At 60.9% G+C, this 16,462-nt stretch carries 15 protein-coding genes; 7 read left to right on the top strand and 8 right to left on the bottom strand.

Features of this window, described 5'->3' with window-relative positions; all coding sequences use genetic code 11:
• Positions 1 to 8: 8 nt before the first annotated feature.
• The 3 genes from WDB86_RS06230 to groES all read right to left on the bottom strand — a co-directional run bounded on the left by WDB86_RS06230 (position 9) and on the right by groES (position 3,526).
• On the bottom strand, positions 9 to 1,241 hold the full coding sequence (locus WDB86_RS06230) for an EAL domain-containing protein (RefSeq protein WP_406720457.1): 1,233 nt from the start codon (positions 1,239 to 1,241) through the stop codon (positions 9 to 11).
• A gap of 298 nt (positions 1,242 to 1,539) precedes the next feature.
• Positions 1,540 to 3,180 carry a chaperonin GroEL gene (groL, locus tag WDB86_RS06225; protein ID WP_406736902.1) on the bottom strand — a complete coding sequence of 547 codons (1,641 nt, stop codon included), beginning with the start codon at positions 3,178 to 3,180 and terminating at the stop codon, positions 1,540 to 1,542.
• A 58-nt stretch (positions 3,181 to 3,238) separates the two neighbouring features.
• Complete coding sequence (gene groES, locus WDB86_RS06220) at positions 3,239 to 3,526, bottom strand: co-chaperone GroES (RefSeq protein WP_339109315.1); 288 nt, start codon at positions 3,524 to 3,526, stop codon at positions 3,239 to 3,241.
• A 233-nt stretch (positions 3,527 to 3,759) separates the two neighbouring features.
• Here groES and WDB86_RS06215 point away from each other — a divergent pair, with 233 nt between their 5' ends.
• A complete protein-coding gene (locus WDB86_RS06215) occupies positions 3,760 to 4,767 on the top strand; it encodes a TraB/GumN family protein (RefSeq protein ID WP_406736901.1) in 1,008 nt (335 codons plus the stop codon).
• A gap of 101 nt (positions 4,768 to 4,868) precedes the next feature.
• Positions 4,869 to 5,789 carry a manganese-dependent inorganic pyrophosphatase gene (locus tag WDB86_RS06210; protein WP_406736900.1) on the top strand — a complete coding sequence of 307 codons (921 nt, stop codon included), beginning with the start codon at positions 4,869 to 4,871 and terminating at the stop codon, positions 5,787 to 5,789.
• Positions 5,790 to 5,819: 30 nt separating this feature from the next.
• Here the strand turns inward: WDB86_RS06210 and WDB86_RS06205 are convergent, their stop codons facing one another.
• Together WDB86_RS06205 and WDB86_RS06200 are read right to left on the bottom strand one after the other, a co-directional pair.
• Positions 5,820 to 6,941, bottom strand: a complete 1,122-nt coding sequence (locus WDB86_RS06205) for an alpha-D-ribose 1-methylphosphonate 5-triphosphate diphosphatase (protein ID WP_406736899.1) — start codon at positions 6,939 to 6,941, stop codon at positions 5,820 to 5,822.
• A gap of 42 nt (positions 6,942 to 6,983) precedes the next feature.
• Positions 6,984 to 7,859, bottom strand: coding sequence for a LysR family transcriptional regulator ArgP (locus WDB86_RS06200; protein WP_406736898.1), 876 nt, complete (start codon positions 7,857 to 7,859; stop codon positions 6,984 to 6,986).
• 84 nt (positions 7,860 to 7,943) lie between these two features.
• Here WDB86_RS06200 and WDB86_RS06195 point away from each other — a divergent pair, with 84 nt between their 5' ends.
• Together WDB86_RS06195 and WDB86_RS06190 are read left to right on the top strand one after the other, a co-directional pair.
• Positions 7,944 to 8,549: a LysE/ArgO family amino acid transporter gene (locus WDB86_RS06195; RefSeq protein WP_406736897.1), complete on the top strand. Its 606-nt coding sequence runs from the start codon at positions 7,944 to 7,946 to the stop codon at positions 8,547 to 8,549.
• A 51-nt stretch (positions 8,550 to 8,600) separates the two neighbouring features.
• Positions 8,601 to 9,551, top strand: a complete 951-nt coding sequence (locus WDB86_RS06190) for a DMT family transporter (protein WP_406720463.1) — start codon at positions 8,601 to 8,603, stop codon at positions 9,549 to 9,551.
• Positions 9,552 to 9,608: 57 nt separating this feature from the next.
• Here WDB86_RS06190 and choV read toward each other — a convergent pair whose 3' ends face one another.
• The 3 genes from choV to choX form a co-directional block, all read right to left on the bottom strand.
• The gene (gene choV / locus WDB86_RS06185; RefSeq protein WP_406736896.1) at positions 9,609 to 10,661 is read right to left on the bottom strand and encodes a choline ABC transporter ATP-binding protein; all 1,053 of its coding nucleotides are present in this window, start codon (positions 10,659 to 10,661) and stop codon (positions 9,609 to 9,611) included.
• A gap of 1 nt (position 10,662) precedes the next feature.
• Positions 10,663 to 11,526, bottom strand: coding sequence for a choline ABC transporter permease subunit (gene choW, locus WDB86_RS06180; protein WP_406720465.1), 864 nt, complete (start codon positions 11,524 to 11,526; stop codon positions 10,663 to 10,665).
• An 85-nt stretch (positions 11,527 to 11,611) separates the two neighbouring features.
• Positions 11,612 to 12,541, bottom strand: a complete 930-nt coding sequence (gene choX / locus WDB86_RS06175; protein ID WP_406720466.1) for a choline ABC transporter substrate-binding protein — start codon at positions 12,539 to 12,541, stop codon at positions 11,612 to 11,614.
• Positions 12,542 to 12,643: 102 nt separating this feature from the next.
• Between choX and betI the strand changes: the two genes are divergently transcribed.
• The 3 genes from betI (at position 12,644) to betA (ending at position 16,416) form a co-directional block, all read left to right on the top strand.
• On the top strand, positions 12,644 to 13,225 hold the full coding sequence (gene betI, locus WDB86_RS06170) for a transcriptional regulator BetI (RefSeq protein ID WP_339109325.1): 582 nt from the start codon (positions 12,644 to 12,646) through the stop codon (positions 13,223 to 13,225).
• The gene (betB, locus tag WDB86_RS06165) at positions 13,222 to 14,667 is read left to right on the top strand and encodes a betaine-aldehyde dehydrogenase (RefSeq protein WP_406736895.1); all 1,446 of its coding nucleotides are present in this window, start codon (positions 13,222 to 13,224) and stop codon (positions 14,665 to 14,667) included. Before betI ends, betB begins: the two co-directional genes overlap by 4 nt.
• A gap of 87 nt (positions 14,668 to 14,754) precedes the next feature.
• Positions 14,755 to 16,416 (top strand): choline dehydrogenase, encoded by a 1,662-nt coding sequence (gene betA, locus WDB86_RS06160; RefSeq protein WP_339109327.1) that lies wholly within the window; start codon positions 14,755 to 14,757, stop codon positions 16,414 to 16,416.
• Positions 16,417 to 16,462: the final 46 nt, after the last annotated feature.

Genomic DNA, 16,462 nt, shown 5'->3' with positions numbered 1-16,462 from the left:
CGTCGTGCTTAATGCTGGCGGGGCAGTGGGGCCGGGCGTCCCAGATAGAAGCCCTGACCGTATTTCACACCAAGATCCATCAGGATCGCTTTCTCGTCTTCGGTCTCGATCCCTTCCGCAATCAGCTCGCAACCGGTCTCTTTCGAAAACTGCAATAGCGCACTGACCATCGCGCGGTTTTCCTTTCGATTGGCCAGCTCGGCGACGATCACACGATCGAGCTTGATCAGATCGGGTTTCAGCGCAAGGATATGGGCCAGCCCTGCATTGCCTTGTCCGACATCATCAAGCGCGATCTTGACGCCGAGCGCCCGTAAGGCATCCAACCGCCGTCCAAGCCGTGCGAAATCCTGAATGACCGCTTGTTCCGAAATCTCTACAGCAAGTGCACGCTGGGCATTTCCTTCCAGATAGGCTTCGAAGCGGCTTTGCAGTGACGGGGCCAGAAGGCTGTCCGGCGAATGGTTGATGCTGATCAGGCTGGTGAGGTTCAGACGCTCGGCCTCGTCAAGGATGCAGTTTGCGGCGTTCAGTTCCAGCTTTGGTCCCATGCCGTAATTCTGCGCCAAAGCGAACATGTCTTGCGGGCTGTGCTGCGGCATTTCCTGAAAACGCGACAGCCCCTCATAGCCGATGATATGCCCGTCCTCGAACCGCTTTATGGGCTGGAAGACAGGGCTGATTGCAGGCTTGCGGAGGGTTTGCGCCAGATCCTCGCAGAGCGGCTCGTCAAGTCCGGAGATCTTCGCATGCAAGCGCAGATTGGCGGAAATCATTTCGGCCATCGTGCGGAACATTCTCAGCTCTACATCGGTCAGCGGCGGGCGTTCCTTTCTGGAGAAACAGCAGATGGTGCCGAAGGGCAGACCCGGGTGGATGTGGATCGGAAAAGAGACATGGATCCCGATATCGAAGTTCTCGTCGTCGCGGAGATGGCGCACGGTCTCCATGATCGGATCGCGGGACTGGATGATATGCGGCAGGATGTCGTTGCAGACCCAATAGCAAAGCGTGTCGTTGAGGGGCAGGCCATTACCGGGGATCAGCGGCTTCAGAAACGGGGTGGCTTCATCAACGGTCAGAAACCACAAGCGCCCGTCCTCAATTTCCGACACGAAGATGGTTTCCATGCCAAGATAGTCGCGTAACGCGCTTAACGATTCTTTGAGCGTGTCCACGACGGCTTCGCGGATCGTTTGATGTTTCGATCGGTTCAATACCGAGGTGAAATCAGCATTCATATCAGACCCTGCATCGGAGCCCACCAGTTACTCTATAAGGTAAACAATTCCCTATTAACCGATTCGTAATAGAGGAATGATGGGCGAGCAACCGCTGATTGTGAATTTTCGTTTCGAATTATCTGAATTTGTGAAGACGTTGCACAAAGGCCTGTTTCGGGTGAAATGTTCTGCGTCTGTTCGCCTCTTCGTTGCACGCGCCGCCCGTCCTCGGGGAAAAGCGGCCTGCCGCATCGCATGAATGCAAAAAGGGTGCCCGAAGGCACCCTTTTCGTTTCCAAGGATGGAAAGCGGATGATTACATCATGCCGCCCATGCCACCCATGCCGCCCATATCCGGCGCGCCTGCGCCTTCTTTTGCGGGCTTGTCGGCAACCATTGCTTCGGTGGTGATCAGCAGGCCTGCGATCGAGGCTGCGTCTTCCAGCGCGGTGCGGGTGACCTTTGCCGGATCGATAACGCCGAAGGAGAACATGTCGCCATATTCTTCGGTCTGTGCGTTGAAGCCGAACTTGAGGTCGCTCGATTCACGGATCTTGCCAGCGACAACCGCGCCGTCAACACCTGCGTTTTCAGCGATCTGACGCAGCGGAGCTTCCAGTGCGCGACGGACGATTGCGATACCCGCATCGACATCGGCATTCGCGCCGGTCACGCCTTCAAGCGATTTCGCGCCTTGGATCAGAGCAACACCACCCCCCACAACGATGCCCTCTTGGACAGCGGCGCGGGTTGCGTTCAGTGCGTCATCAACGCGGTCTTTGCGCTCTTTCACTTCGACTTCGGTCAGGCCGCCAACGCGGATCACTGCCACACCGCCTGCGAGTTTCGCAACACGCTCTTGCAGCTTCTCGCGGTCGTAATCCGAGGTGGTTTCCTCGATTTGCGTGCGGATCTGGCCAACGCGTGCCTCGATCTCCGCCTTGTCGCCAGCACCGTCCACGATGGTGGTGTTGTCTTTGGTGATCGTGACTTTTTTCGCGGTGCCCAGCATGTCCATGCCGACGCTTTCCAGCTTCATGCCCAGATCTTCCGAGATCACCTGACCGCCGGTCAGGATCGCGATGTCCTGTAGCATGGCCTTACGGCGATCACCGAAGCCAGGAGCTTTGACAGCCGCAATTTTCAGGCCGCCGCGCAGCTTGTTGACCACGAGGGTCGCCAGTGCTTCGCCTTCGACGTCTTCTGCGATGATGAGCAGCGGTTTTTGCGACTGGATGACTTGCTCCAGCAGCGGGACCATCGGCTGCAGCGACGAGAGTTTTTTCTCGTGAAGCAGGATGAGGCAGTCTTCCAGCTCGGCAACCATTTTGTCGCCATTGGTCGCGAAGTAGGGGGACAGGTAGCCGCGGTCGAATTGCATACCTTCGACGACTTCGACCTCGGTCTCCATACCTTTGTTTTCTTCGACGGTGATCACGCCGTCATTGCCGACTTTCTGCATTGCGTCTGCAATGAAGCGGCCGATGGTGGCTTCGTTATTGGCCGAGATGGTGCCAACCTGTGCAACCTCGTCGGAATCCGCAACCGGACGCGACGCGGCTTTGATCGCTTCGACAACCTTGGAGGTCGCTTGGTCGATCCCGCGCTTGAGGTCCATCGGGTTCATGCCCGCTGCGACAGCTTTCATGCCTTCGCGAACGATGGCTTGTGCGAGAACGGTCGCGGTGGTGGTGCCGTCGCCTGCTTCGTCATTGGTGCGGGAAGCGACTTCCTTCACCATTTGCGCGCCCATGTTCTCGAACTTGTCTTCGAGTTCGATCTCTTTTGCGACCGAAACACCGTCTTTGGTGATGCGCGGTGCGCCGAAGGATTTGTCGAGAACGACGTTACGGCCTTTCGGGCCCAGCGTCACTTTGACTGCGTCTGCGAGGATGTTGACACCCTTGAGCATGCGATTGCGTGCGTCGGTGCCGAATTTTACGTCCTTGGCTGCCATATTCTTTGGCTCCTTGACTGGAATTTCTTGAAATCAGGGTTCAGGTAAGTCCTTGGACTTACGCGATGATGCCCATGATGTCGGATTCTTTCATGATCAGGTACTCAACGCCTTCCAGCGTGATCTCGGTGCCCGACCATTTGCCGAACAGGACGCGATCGCCTGCTTTGACGGAGGGTGCGATCAGCTCGCCCGAATCCTTACGTGCGCCTTCGCCCACGGAAACGATTTCGCCTTCTGCCGGCTTCTCTTTTGCGCTGTCGGGGATGATCAGGCCGCCTTTGGTCTTTTCTTCGCTCTCGACGCGCTTGACCAGAACACGGTCATGAAGCGGTTTGAATGCCATCTGGGTCACTCCCAAAATCTGTGTTGTTGCTTTTAGCACTCGCTGTTGGTGAGTGCTAACGATGCCGGAGTTAGGCATTGCCCCCCGAACATGTCAACACCCCGTCGCGGAATTTTTTGCGTCAATCTTTAAAACCGAGCGTTGGCTCTTGTCTGGCCGGATGGTCGATCTTCGGGCTGGTATTGGCCGCGCGCTGCGATACACTGGTGTCGCAACTGGGGAAGAGTTTGAAGATGCTACGTAAAATCCTGCGCTCGGCCATGCTTCTGGGCAGTCTCTTCGGGCCGGTCGCGTCACATGCGGCCTGTTCTGGCGCAAATCTTTTTGACGCGCTGCCCCGCGAAGTCCGTGCCACGATGCTGGAACGGGCGCATGCCGTGACGCATGGTCAGGGGCTTGTGTGGCGCGCCACCAAGGGGCGGCAGTCCATTTTGCTGATCGGCACCAATCACGTGCCGGATTCGCGTCACATCGCCTTGTTGCAGGAGGTGCAGGCCGAATTCGGTCGGGTGAAGGCGCTTTATGTCGAGGCGGGGCCTGACGAAGAGGCGGCCTTGCAGAAGGCTATGGCCGAGCGGACCGATCTGATGTTCATGACAGACAAGACCCTGCCCGACATCCTGCCGGAGGCCGATTGGCAGGCCCTGCGCAAGGCGGGGAAAGACCGCGGTATTCCGGGGCCACTTCTGGCCAAGATGCAACCGGCATTCGTCATGATCACACTGGCGATGCCACGCTGTATGATCGAGGCATTGCAGACGGGCCAAGGCGGGGTGGACAAGCGGCTGATCGCCGAAGCGACCAGACAGCACGTGCCGATTGTGGCGCTTGAGCCTTATGATACCCTGTTTCGGGTGATGGACGGGCTGTCGCAAGAAGACGCCATTGCCATGTTGCAATCGACTTTGGCGGCCACCGAGGATGGTGATGCCACGATGGCCACGATGGCCGATCTTTACGCGCGCGGCGAAGTGCAGCTGATCTGGGAATTCGAACGCCAGCAGGCCTTGGAGCGCGGTGATCCACCGGCAGAGGTCGAGCGGCAACTGGCGCTGACCCATTCGCTTTTGATTGCCGGGCGCAATCGGTCATGGGTGCCCGAGATCGAAGAGGCGGCTGCGAAAGGCCCGATCATGGTTGCTGCCGGTGCGCTGCATATGGTGGGCGAGGACGGGGTGCTGGCACTTCTGGAGCGCGATGGCTGGAAGGTTTCGCCGCAAATGCGGAAGCTGGGCTTCTAGCGCCGCCTGCCGATAGGTGCCATAAGCCATCGCTGCTAGGTGACAAGTGTTAATCCAGCGTCTAAGACATTGCCCAAAGTCATTCAAATCCGAGGAATCCGATGACCACCAAGGTTTTTGGCCATAAATCTCCCGACACCGACTCGACCGGCTCGCCCATCATCTGGGCGTGGTATCTCAACGAGATCAAAGGCATCGACGCCAAGCCCTGCCTCTTGGGCGAACCCAATACCGAAGCGGCCTTCGTGCTGGAGCATTTCGGTCTGGACAAGCCCGAGATCATTTCGGGCGTCGAGGCGGATGAGAAGGTTGTCATCGTTGACACCAATAACCCCGCCGAGCTGCCCGAGGGCATCAATACGGCCGATATCACCGCGATCATCGACCACCACAAGCTGGTCGGCGGTCTCGAGACCAAAGGCCCGATCGATATCACCATCCGCCCGCTGGCCTGCACCGCGACCATCATGCATGACCTGATCGGCGATGATCTGGCCAAGGCACCTGCGGGGATCAAGGGTGCGATGCTGGCCTGTATCCTGTCGGATACGCTGGAATTCCGCTCGCCCACCACCACCGATCACGACAAAGCCGTTTGCGAGAAACTGGCCGCGGATCTGGGCATCGAGATCAATGATCTGGCGACCAAGATGTTCGAGGCGAAATCCGATGTTTCGGAGTTCTCGGATGCCGAGCTTCTGCGCATGGACTCCAAGGAATATACCGTGGGCACGACGGGCCTGCGCGTCTCGGTTCTGGAAACCACCGCGCCGCAGCTTCTTCTGGACCGTAAGGATGCGCTGATGGGCGCAATGCCCGCCGTAGCCAAGGAAGATGGCGCCGATGAGGTGCTTTTGTTCATCATCGACATTCTGAACGAAGAGGCCACGCTTTTGGTGCCCAATGACACCGTGAAGCAGATCGCCGAAGCCTCTTTCGACTGCTCGGTTTCGGGCGATACGGTCGTTCTGCCCGGCATCATGTCGCGCAAGAAACAGATCATCCCGAATCTGAAAGCCTGAAGGGTGGGGCGGGGGCTTTCCCCGCCCCTCTTACCCCAGCCGCTCGGCCAGCTCGCCCGATAGAAACACCGGACGACCGGCGGCAAAACAGCCCATAACGCGGCGGCGCTCGGGGCAGAGGATCACCAGATCCCCGCGCTTGCCTGCCTCAAGGGTGCCGCGATCCGTCAGCCCCATGACCTGCGCAGGCCCTTCTGATACCAGCCGCCATGCCTGCGCCAGATCGCAGATCCCGCGATCCACCAGCGCAAAGACCGCGCCGATCATCGCCGGATAGTGGTAATCCGAGGCCAGCGCATCCACCAGACCTTCCGCCACCAGATCGCCTGCCGAGACCGAGCCGCGATTATGCGACCCCCCTCGCAGCACATTGGGCGCGCCCATGATCACCGCATGGCCCTGTGCGCGGGCCGCCACGGCCGCCTCGCGCGAGACCGGAAATTCCGCAATCCCCACGCCACGGGCGGCCCAAAGAGCCCGCAGTCCCGCGTCATCATCATGCGAGCCGAAACGCAGATCGGGCAGGGCCTGCATCACCGCGCGCACAAAGCCCTCGACCTCTGCATCACGGGCCTTCAGCGCGTGCATCATCGCGTGATGGGCCTCGGGCGAGCGCCCCGCCTTCAGCGCCGATCCGTTCAGCCGAGGCGGTTTCTTGCCAGACTCCAAGGCCTTATGCGGCAGGTGATCGTTGAACAGCAGATAATCCAGCCCCGTCTCTTTGGCTAGATCCACCACCGCCTTGAGATCATCGATCATATGGGTTTCCAGCCGCAGCTGCATCCGCATATCCAGCCGCAGATCGGTCGCCTTCAGCGCATGGGCCAGCCGCGTGGCAAACTCGGGGCCGCGCATGCCGCCCTCCCATGACCAGAATTGCGCCAGCCAAGCGGTGGTGATGCCACAGGCCGCCAGTTCGCCCTCGACAAAGCCCAGATTGGCCCCCAGATCCGAGACCATCCCACGGCGCGGCGCCAAGTGACGTTCAAACGCATCGCCATGCAGATCCACGATCCCCGGCAGGATCCAGAAGCCCCGCGCATCCAGCTGGTGACGCGCCGTGCCCGTGCCAATCACGCCCGAGGCCAGCGTCAGCGCGCCTTCGCTCAGGGTATCATGCAGGATCTGCCCGCCTGTGATCTGCCAGCTCATGGCGTTCTCCTTTTGCTTGGGCGCCGTCTTCATGGGCGTTCCCTAACGCGGGTGGGCGCCTGAGGCCAGCGAAACCATCTGCGCTTTGGCCGCCTGCTGCAAGGCGCGCGACAAGGGCGCCAGCGGCTCTTTGAGGTTGCGCAGGAATTGCCAGTAAAGCGGCACCTCGGCCTGAGTTTCATCCAGCGCCACCAGCCCGCCAGAGGCCAGATGGTCCCGCGCCAGCATCTCGGGGTGCAACGCCCAGCCCATCCCCAACAGCCCCGCGCGCAGGAAATCATGGGTCGCGCCAATCTGATGGCGCTTCAGCGGGCGGGTCACCCCATAGTGCTGCCGCGCCCAAGCGGCCTGCAGCCCGTCTTTGGCGGAAAACACCAGCGCGGGCGCCTCGGCCAGTGCCTGCGCCGTGATACCTTGCGGGAAATGGCGCGCGATAAAATCAGGCGTCGCGCAGGGGATATAGCGCATCCGGCCCAAAGCCACGATGTCGCAGCCCGCCACGGCTTGGGCATTGGTGGTGACCGCGCCCATGACCTCGCCGCGTTTCAGCCAGCCTTCGGATTGGGTCTCATCCTCGATCACTAGATCAAACAGCGCCTCAAGCCCTGCCAGCGCCGGAAGCGCCCAAGTCGCCAGACTGTCGGCATTGATCGCCACCCGCAGCCGCGCCTCGCCTTGCGCCCTCAGGCTATGTTCCAACAGTTGCACCTGTGCCAGATGCTGCGTCAGACGCAGCCCCTGCGCGGTGCCCAAACATGGCTGGCCGCGCACCACCAGAACCGTGCCCATGCGGTCTTCCAGCGTCTTGATCCGCTGCGACACCGCTGAGGGCGTGACCCGCAGCGCATGGGCGGCTGCCTCAAAGCTTCCGGTCTCGATCACAGCGGCCAGAGCCTGTAGCGCGGGATAGTCCAACATTAGCCTGCCTTAATCTGAGTTAGTCCATTTCAGTATGACTGAAGCCCGCCCCATGCGATAGGGCGCAAAACGAAAGGAAGGCAGATGGAGGCAGCTTTTGCAGGGTTCCTGATCGGGCTTGGTCTGATTGTGGCGATTGGCGCGCAGAATGCCTATGTTCTGCGCCAGGGTCTGCGGCGCGAGCATGTCTTTGCGGTGGCGCTTTTCTGTGCGGTCTCGGATGCGGTGCTGATTGCGCTGGGGGTGTCGGGCTTTGGCGCGCTGACGGGCTCTGTGCCATGGCTCGGGGAGGTGCTGCGCTGGCTGGGGGTGGTGTTTCTGACCTATTACGCTTTGCGCGCCTTTCGGGCGGCATGGCGGGGCGGGGCGCATCTGGACCCTGCGACCGCGACCTCCGAGCCTTTGCGCAAAGTGCTGGCCGTGCTGGTGGTGCTGACATGGGCCAATCCGCATGTCTGGATTGATACGGTGCTGTTGTTGGGGGCGGTCTCGGCGCAGTTTCCGGCGCAGGGGCTGGAATTCGGGCTGGGGGCGGGGGCGGCCTCTTTCACGTTTTTCTTCGCGCTGGCCTATGGGGCGCGGCTGATCGCGCCGCTCTTTGCCTATCCCCGCGCGTGGCAGGTTCTGGATTTCGGCGTGGGCTGTCTGCTGCTATCGGTGGCGGGGCGTTTGGCCCTGATGGAAATGTAAGCATACATCTGAGTGCTTGCCTTCCGCACGGGGCCTGCCAATGATCCGGTCATGGAAAAGACGTCTCCCTCCGCCCGCCAGGCCTGTGGCCCCGCCTTTGCGCCGGCATCGGGCCATGCGCCCTTGCGTGCCATCCTGTGGATGCTGGCAATGACACTGTGCTTTGCACTGGTCAATGTCATCGTGCACCATCTCGGAACCGGCCTGCCTGCGGCACAGGCATCGTTCATCCGCTACGCCTGGGGGATACTGTTCATGGCACCGGTGCTGGTGCGGATCGGGCGGCGTGGCTATGCCCCGAAAATCTGGGCGCTCTTCGGGCTGAGAGGGGCGTTCAATGCGGCGGGGGTGGTGCTGTGGTTCTATGCGATGGCGCGCATTCCGATCGCGGATGTGACGGCCATCGGCTATCTCAATCCCATTGTGGTCACTTTGGGTGGGGCGCTTTTGCTGGGCGAGGGGCTGGCATGGCGGCGGATCATGGCGATTGTCGTGGCGCTTCTGGGGGCGCTGATCATCCTGCGTCCGGGCCTGCGCGAGATCACCCCCGGCCACTGGTCGCAACTGGCGGCGGCGGTGATGTTTGGCGGCTCCTATCTTCTGGCCAAGCGGCTGACGGGGCTGGCGGCGCCCACCGAGATTGTGGGGATGCTGACGCTGGTGGTCGCGCTTTGTCTGGCGCCGCTGGCGATGGCGCAATGGCAGCCGGTATCAGGAACGCAGGTGGGGCTTCTGGGGCTGGTTGCCGTGCTGGCGACCTCGGCCCATTATGCGATGACGCGGGCCTTTGCGGCGGCACCTGTCAGTGCGACGCAGCCTGTCGTGTTCCTACAGCTTGTTTGGGCGGCGCTTGCGGGCTGGTTTGTTTTTGGCGAGGCGATTGATCCCTATGTCCTTTTGGGCGGCGGGATCATCGTGCTTTCGGTCAGCTATATGGCTTGGCGCGAGGCCCGATTGCGCCGCCGTGTCACCCCCCTGAGCGGGGCCACCAAGCAGATATGACAACGCGCGCCGCAAGGGCGCGCGTTTCGGGAGCTGTTTTTGGGGGCCTCTGGCAGGTCAGGCAGCCGAGCCCTGCGGGTCGATCAGCTTGCCGATCACACCTTCACGGGTAATCTTGCGGCCATCCTCAAGCGCCACCATCGGATGGGTGCGCAAAAGATGCATGACCTCCTTGACCGGCGTATGGGCATTCAGGACCGGCGCTGCGGCAACGCCTGCCGCCCCGTTTGCAGGAGGCACGTCGGCGGGATCTTCGGCCAGATCTTCAGCGGTCAGCACGCCCATCGGGTTCATATGCGCGACAAAGTCCTGCACATATTCGTCGATCGGATTGGCGATGATCTCGCGGGCGGTGCCCACCTGAATGATCCGTCCGCCTTCCATCAGCGCGATGCGGTTGCCCAGCTTGAAGGCCTCGTCCAGATCGTGGCTGACGAAGATGATCGTGCGCTTCAGCTTGGCCTGCAGCTCTAGCAGTTCGTCCTGCAGCTTGGCGCGGATCAGCGGGTCCAGCGCCGAGAAGGGCTCGTCCATCAGCAGGATCGGCGCGTCGGTGGCAAAGGCGCGGGCCAGACCCACGCGCTGCTGCATGCCGCCCGACAGCTCGCCCACGCGCACATCGGCCCATTGCGCAAGGCCTACCAGTTCAAGCTGCTCTTCGACCTTGGCGCGGCGTGCGGCTTTGGACATGCCCCCCAGTTCCAGACCAAGCCCCACATTCTCGCGCACCGAGCGCCACGGAAACAGGCCGAATTGCTGGAAGACCATCGCGATCTGGTGGCGGCGCACATTCAGCAGCTCTGCCCCTTTGGCATGGCTGACATCGACACGGCCCTTGGGCGTGTTCACCAGCACCGAGCCACGGCAGACGGGATTGAGCGCGTTGACCGCGCGCAAGAGCGTCGATTTGCCCGAGCCCGAAAGCCCCATCAGCACAAGGATTTCGCCCTCGGCCACCTTGAGCGAGCAGTTATGCACGCCCAGCACCTGACCGGTGGCCTCCTTGACCTCGGCACGGGTCTTGCCCGCATCCATATGGGGCAGGGCCGAAAGGGGCTCGTCGCCGAAGACGATGGAGACATTGGCGAATTCGATTGCGGTTTTGGCCATCTTAATTCTCCTTGCGCACTTCGAGCATCAGGCGCAGCACGGTCGCCAGCGCCACAATGACAAAGCCCGATTCAAAGCCCAGATCGGGTTTCATCCGGTTGAGCCCGTTCATCACCGGCGTGCCAAGGCCCCCTGCGCCCACGAGGGTCGCGATCACCACCATCGACAGCGACAGCATGATGGTCTGGTTCAGGCCAACCATGATCTGCGGGAAGGCAGCGGGCAGCTCGACCTTCCACAGCTTCTGGAAAGAGGTCGCGCCAAAAGCCTCAGCGGCTTCGGTCAGCGCGGTGGGGGTCGAGGAGATCCCCAGATAGGTCAGCCGGATCGAGGCGGGCAATGCGAAGATCACCGTGGCAATCAGGCCCGGAACCATGCCGAGGCCGAAGAAGATCACGGCGGGGATCAGATAGACAAAGGTCGGCAGCGTCTGCATCAGGTCCAGCACCGGCTCCATACCGGAATAGATCCAGCGTTTGCGCGCGGCCAGAATCCCCAGCGGCACCCCGATCCCCATACAGACGATACAGCTTACAAGAATAAGCGACAGCGTCTCGGTGGTGTCTTCCCAATAATCCTGATTGAGGATGAACAGCATCCCCAGCGCCACAATCAGGCATTTCTTCCAGCTGCGCTGGAGGCCCCATGTCAGGGCGACAAAAATTAGGATCAATACCAGCGGTGGCGGGGTCTGCAGCAGCCACAATACCGCGTCAATCAGGGTTTCCATAACCATCGACAGCCAGTCGAAGAAACCGGCGGCATGGGTCTTCAGCCAGTCGACCGTTGCCTCGGCACCATCGCCTATGCGGATCTTTCCGTCGTCATCGACAAAATAGGCTATGATCCTGTGGAACCATTCCATAATGCGTTTACTCCGTCATTCCCTGTGTTCCCGCTCCGGTATCCGGAGCGAGGCGGAGCGGCAGAGGTTCTACCGCTCTCTGTTATCACTTCATTGCCGCCTGAAAGGCCGCATATGCGTTCTGGCCGTCACGGGTGGTTACCCCTTCGAGCCAAGGAGAGACGGCCGCAATATGCGCCTTCAGCCAAGCTTGGGCAGCCTTGTCGGGGTCTTGACCATCATCCAGGATCGCCCCCATCAATTCGTTTTCAGCCTCAAGCGAGAATTCGAGATTTTCCAGCAGCTTGCCAACATTGGGGCAGGCATCGACATAGCCTGCGGTCGTGTTGGTGCGCACTTCGGCCCCACCAAAATCCGGACCGAACCAGTCATCCCCTCCGGAGAGGTAGGTCAGGTCGTAATTGGTGTTCATCGGATGTGGTGCCCAGCCCAGAAAGACAATCGGTTTCTCGCGGTCGACCGCACGGCCAACCTGTGCAAGCATCCCTTGTTCCGAGCTTTCGACTACGTCAAAATCGGCAAGATTGAACGCGTTTGCGTCAATCATGTCTTCAATAAGCCTGTTTCCGTCATTGCCCGGCTCGATACCATAGATCTGGTGGCGCAGCTCTTTGGCATGTTTGGCGATGTCCGCGAAATCCTTGATTCCGAGGGCGGCTCCGGCGGCGTTGGTGGCCAGGGTATATTTGGCACCGGTCAGATTCGTGCGGACCGTGTCCACAGTGCCAGCCTTGATATAGGGGGCGATATCGGCCTGCATCGTGGGCATCCAGTTGCCCAAGAAAACATCAACATCGCCACTTGCAAGGGCAGAATAGGTGACGGGCACGGATAGAACACGCGTTTCGGTCTTGTAGCCCAGTATTTCGAGAAGTTTCGTCGTTACAGCGGTTGTCGCGGTGATGTCGGTCCAGCCAACATCGGAAAATACCACGTCGTTGCATCCTTTCGCCTGTGCCGAAACCGCAAGGGTCATCGAGGCAGCAGCCGCGAGAAGAAAGGAACGATAGGTCATACAGTACTCCAGAATTTTGCCATGTTTTTTCTTGATTGACGAGTCAATAAACTATCTTGTAGCCAAGGAATGCAAGTCATTTCTGAGTCAGGAATAAAGCAAATGCCCAGAGTTGGCGCCGAACCGATTAGAAAAGCAGCGTTAATCGACGCGACCATCGCCTGTGTCGGCGAGGCCCGTTCGCTTGAGGTGACGGTGGCGCAGATCGCCAAGCGGGCGGGCATGTCCTCGGCCTTGGCGCATCACTACTTCGGGTCAAAAGACCAGATCTTTCTGGCGGCGATGCAGCATATTCTGGCGACCTACGGGCAGGAGGTGCGCGGGGCGCTGCGCGGCAAGACCGATCCCGAAGAGCGACTGCGCGCCATCGTGCGTGGGAACTTCGCCGAGGCCAGTTTCCAGCAGGCGACGATCTCGGCATGGCTGAATTTCTACGTTCTGGCTCAGAAAAACGCGAATGCGCGGCGGCTGTTGTCGATTTACCAGCGGCGGCTGCGGTCGAATCTTCTTTTTGCGCTCCGTCCCTTGGTGGGGGCGCATGCGCTGGCTGTGGCCGAGGGGCTGGGGGCGCTGATCGATGGCGTCTATATCCGCGCCGCTTTGGTTGATGGCCCTGCCGACCCCAAGCGGGCGGTCGGAATTATCATGGAATATCTGGATAGAGAGTTGGAGGGCCACCGGTGAAGGCACAACCCAAAGCAAGCCATTTTGTTGATGGCGACTATATCGAGGATACCGCAGGCGAGGTGATCGAGGTCACTTATGCCTATACCGGCGAGACCATCGCGAAATTGCATGCGGCAACGCCTGCGGTGATGGAAAAGGCGATTACTTCGGCGGTACGGGCGCAGAAGGAATGGGCGGCACTGGCTCCGGCCGAACGTGGGCGCATTCTCAACCGTGCCGTGGCGATCATCCGCGAACGCAATGACGAGCTGGCAGCGCTTGAGACGCTGGATACCGGCAAGCCCTTGCAGGAAACGCTGGTAGCGGATTGGCCGTCGGGGGCGGATTCGTTGGAATATTTCGCGGGTCTGGCGGCAACGCTGACCGGTGAGACCATGCCTTTAGGCGGGGATTTCGCCTATACCCTGCGTGAGCCTCTGGGCGTTTGCGGCGGCATTGGCGCGTGGAACTACCCCAGCCAGATCGCCTGCTGGAAGGCCGCGCCCGCGCTATCGACCGGCAATGCGATGGTGTTCAAACCCTCCGAGGTGACGCCGCTTGGTGCGCTGAAGCTGGCCGAGATCTTCATCGAGGCCGGTGTGCCTGCGGGCGTCTATAACGTCGTACAGGGCTATGGCGCGGTGGGCGCGCAGCTTGCGACCGATCCGCGGATTGCCAAAGTGTCGCTGACGGGGTCGGTGCCGACGGGGGCCAAGGTCTATGAGGCGGCTGCTCCGCATATGAAGCATGTGACGATGGAGCTGGGCGGGAAATCGCCGCTGATCGTTTTCGAGGATGCCTCGATCAAGGATGCCGTTGGGGCGGCGATGCTGGGGAATTTCTATTCCTCGGGCCAGATCTGCTCGAACGGGACCCGCGTCTTTGTGCATAAGTCGATCAAGGCGCAGTTCTTGAAGGAGCTGGCCGAGCGCACCGCCAAGATCCGTATGGGTGACCCGATGGATATGGCGACCGATTTCGGGCCGCTGATCACCAAGCGCCAATATGATCAGGTGGCGGGCTATCTGGAGAAGGCCAAGGCCGAGGGTGCGCGTCTGGTCTGTGGCGGCAATGCTCTGGACGGGCAATTCGTCGAGCCGACCGTCTTTGCCGATGTGAAGGACGATATGATCATCGCCCGCGAGGAGATCTTTGGCCCCGTGATGTCGGTGCTGGAGTTCGAGACCGAGGACGAGGTCATGGCGCGCGCCAATGACACGCAGTTCGGTCTGGCGGCGGGTGTGTTTACCCGTGATCTGGCGCGGGCCCATCGGGTTGTGGCGGGGCTTGAGGCAGGCACCACCTGGATCAACGCCTATAACCTGACGCCGGTGGAGATGCCCTTTGGTCCGGTGAAGGCTTCGGGCTTCGGGCGCGAGAATTCGCGTCATGCGATCGAGGCCTATACGCAGGTCAAAGGTGTCTATGTCGGGTTGAACCCTGTCGACAGCCCTTGGTGACACACGGGCAAGGGGGGCTGTCTGCCCCCCTCAGGCGCCAAGGCGCCTACACCCCCCGAGGATATTTGGAGCAAATGGAAAATGGGCGTGGAAGCTGATTATGTTGTGATTGGCGCCGGATCGGGTGGTACGGCGCTGGCCTACCGTCTGGCCGAGGCCGGTAAGCGCGTGGTGATTATCGAGCATGGGGGGTCGGATGCTGGCCCCTTCATCCAGATGCCCGGGGCGCTGTCCTATCCGATGAATATGGGGATTTACGATTGGGGTTTCCAGTCGGAGCCCGAGCCGGGGCTGGGCGGGCGTGTTTTGGCGACGCCGCGGGGCAAGGTGATCGGGGGGTCGTCTTCGATCAACGGGATGGTCTATGTGCGCGGCCATGCGGGCGATTACGAGCATTGGGCCGAGCAGGGCGCGGAAGGCTGGAACTATGCCGATGTGCTGCCCTATTTCAAGCGGCAGGAGACATGGCACGGGGCGCAGGATGGGGCGGATGCCGATTGGCGCGGCCAGTCGGGGCCTTTGCATGTCAGCCGTGGCCCGCGCAAGAACCCGCTGTTTGACGCTTTTGTGCAGGCTGGCCAAGAGGCGGGTTATGGCTATACCGCCGATTACAATGGCGAGCGTCAGGAGGGCTTTGGCCCGATGGAGGCCACCATTTACAAGGGCCGTCGCTGGTCTGTGGCCAATGCCTATCTGCGCCCCGGCCAGAAGGCCTTCGGGGACCGTCTGGCCGTGGTGAAGGCTTTGGCGCTGCGGGTTGTCTTTGAGGGTAAGCGCGCGATTGGCGTCGAGGTCGAGAAGGCGGGGCAGAAGCAGGTGATTGCGGCGCGGGCCGAGGTGATCGTGGCGGCGAGTTCGATCAATACGCCGAAGATCCTGATGTTGTCGGGCGTGGGGCCTGCCGATCATCTGCGCGCGCATGGGATCGAGGTTCTGGCGGATCGGCCCGGAGTGGGTGGCAACCTGCAAGACCACCTTGAGGTCTATTTCCAATATGCCGCGAAAGAGCCGATCACGCTTTATAAATACTGGAATCTTTGGGGGAAGGCTTGGGTGGGGGCGCAGTGGCTGTTCACCAAGACCGGTCTGGGCGCGTCGAACCAGTTCGAGGCCTGCGGCTTTATCCGTTCGGATAAGGGGGTGCGTTACCCCGATATCCAGTACCATTTCCTGCCGCTGGCCGTGCGCTATGATGGCAAGGCCTCGGCCGAGGGGCATGGGTTCCAGGTTCATGTGGGTCCGATGCGGGCGGCCTCGCGCGGGCGGGTATCGCTGCGCTCGGGCGATGCCAAGGACAAGCCGAAGATCCTGTTCAACTATATGACCGAGGATCAGGACTGGGTGGATTGGCGCAAGACCCTGCGTCTGACGCGCGAGATCTTCGAGCAGCCCTCGATGGCGCGTCATGTGGCGCGCGAGATCCAGCCCGGTTCGGATGTGACCTCGGATGCGGCGCTGGATGATTTCGTGCGCGAACATGCGGAAAGCGCCTATCATCCCTGCGGCACCGCGCGGATGGGGCGTGCCGATGACATCCATGCGGTGGTTGACCCCGATGGCCGCGTGATCGGGGTCGAGGGGCTGCGCGTGGCCGATAGCTCGATCTTCCCGCGGGTGACCAATGGGAACCTCAACGGGCCCTCGATCATGGTGGGGGAGAAGATTGCCGATCATATCCTTGGCCGCCGTCTGCCTGCCGAGAATGTCGCGCCGTGGTTCCACCCTGACTGGGAAACGTCTCAGCGTTAATTCGCCGGTAATGAGCGGTGGTAACCACCATATCTCTGGACAAATC

It is taken from the genome of Thioclava sp. GXIMD4215 (assembly GCF_045291555.1).
In the GTDB taxonomy this organism is placed as follows: domain Bacteria; phylum Pseudomonadota; class Alphaproteobacteria; order Rhodobacterales; family Rhodobacteraceae; genus Thioclava; species Thioclava litoralis.
This window is presented reverse-complemented; position numbering and strand designations above follow the sequence as displayed.

Coding starts and splice junctions, on each gene's coding strand:
- WDB86_RS06230 (WP_406720457.1), bottom strand. CDS start 1,241: ATGAATGCTGATTTCACCTCGGTATTGAACCGATCGAAACATCAAACG.
- choW (WP_406720465.1), bottom strand. CDS start 11,526: ATGGAATGGTTCCACAGGATCATAGCCTATTTTGTCGATGACGACGGA.
- WDB86_RS06215 (WP_406736901.1), top strand. CDS start 3,760: ATGCTACGTAAAATCCTGCGCTCGGCCATGCTTCTGGGCAGTCTCTTC.
- groL (WP_406736902.1), bottom strand. CDS start 3,180: ATGGCAGCCAAGGACGTAAAATTCGGCACCGACGCACGCAATCGCATG.
- WDB86_RS06210 (WP_406736900.1), top strand. CDS start 4,869: ATGACCACCAAGGTTTTTGGCCATAAATCTCCCGACACCGACTCGACC.
- betI (WP_339109325.1), top strand. CDS start 12,644: ATGCCCAGAGTTGGCGCCGAACCGATTAGAAAAGCAGCGTTAATCGAC.
- choV (WP_406736896.1), bottom strand. CDS start 10,661: ATGGCCAAAACCGCAATCGAATTCGCCAATGTCTCCATCGTCTTCGGC.
- WDB86_RS06195 (WP_406736897.1), top strand. CDS start 7,944: ATGGAGGCAGCTTTTGCAGGGTTCCTGATCGGGCTTGGTCTGATTGTG.
- WDB86_RS06205 (WP_406736899.1), bottom strand. CDS start 6,941: ATGAGCTGGCAGATCACAGGCGGGCAGATCCTGCATGATACCCTGAGC.
- WDB86_RS06190 (WP_406720463.1), top strand. CDS start 8,601: ATGGAAAAGACGTCTCCCTCCGCCCGCCAGGCCTGTGGCCCCGCCTTT.
- choX (WP_406720466.1), bottom strand. CDS start 12,541: ATGACCTATCGTTCCTTTCTTCTCGCGGCTGCTGCCTCGATGACCCTT.
- WDB86_RS06200 (WP_406736898.1), bottom strand. CDS start 7,859: ATGTTGGACTATCCCGCGCTACAGGCTCTGGCCGCTGTGATCGAGACC.
- groES (WP_339109315.1), bottom strand. CDS start 3,526: ATGGCATTCAAACCGCTTCATGACCGTGTTCTGGTCAAGCGCGTCGAG.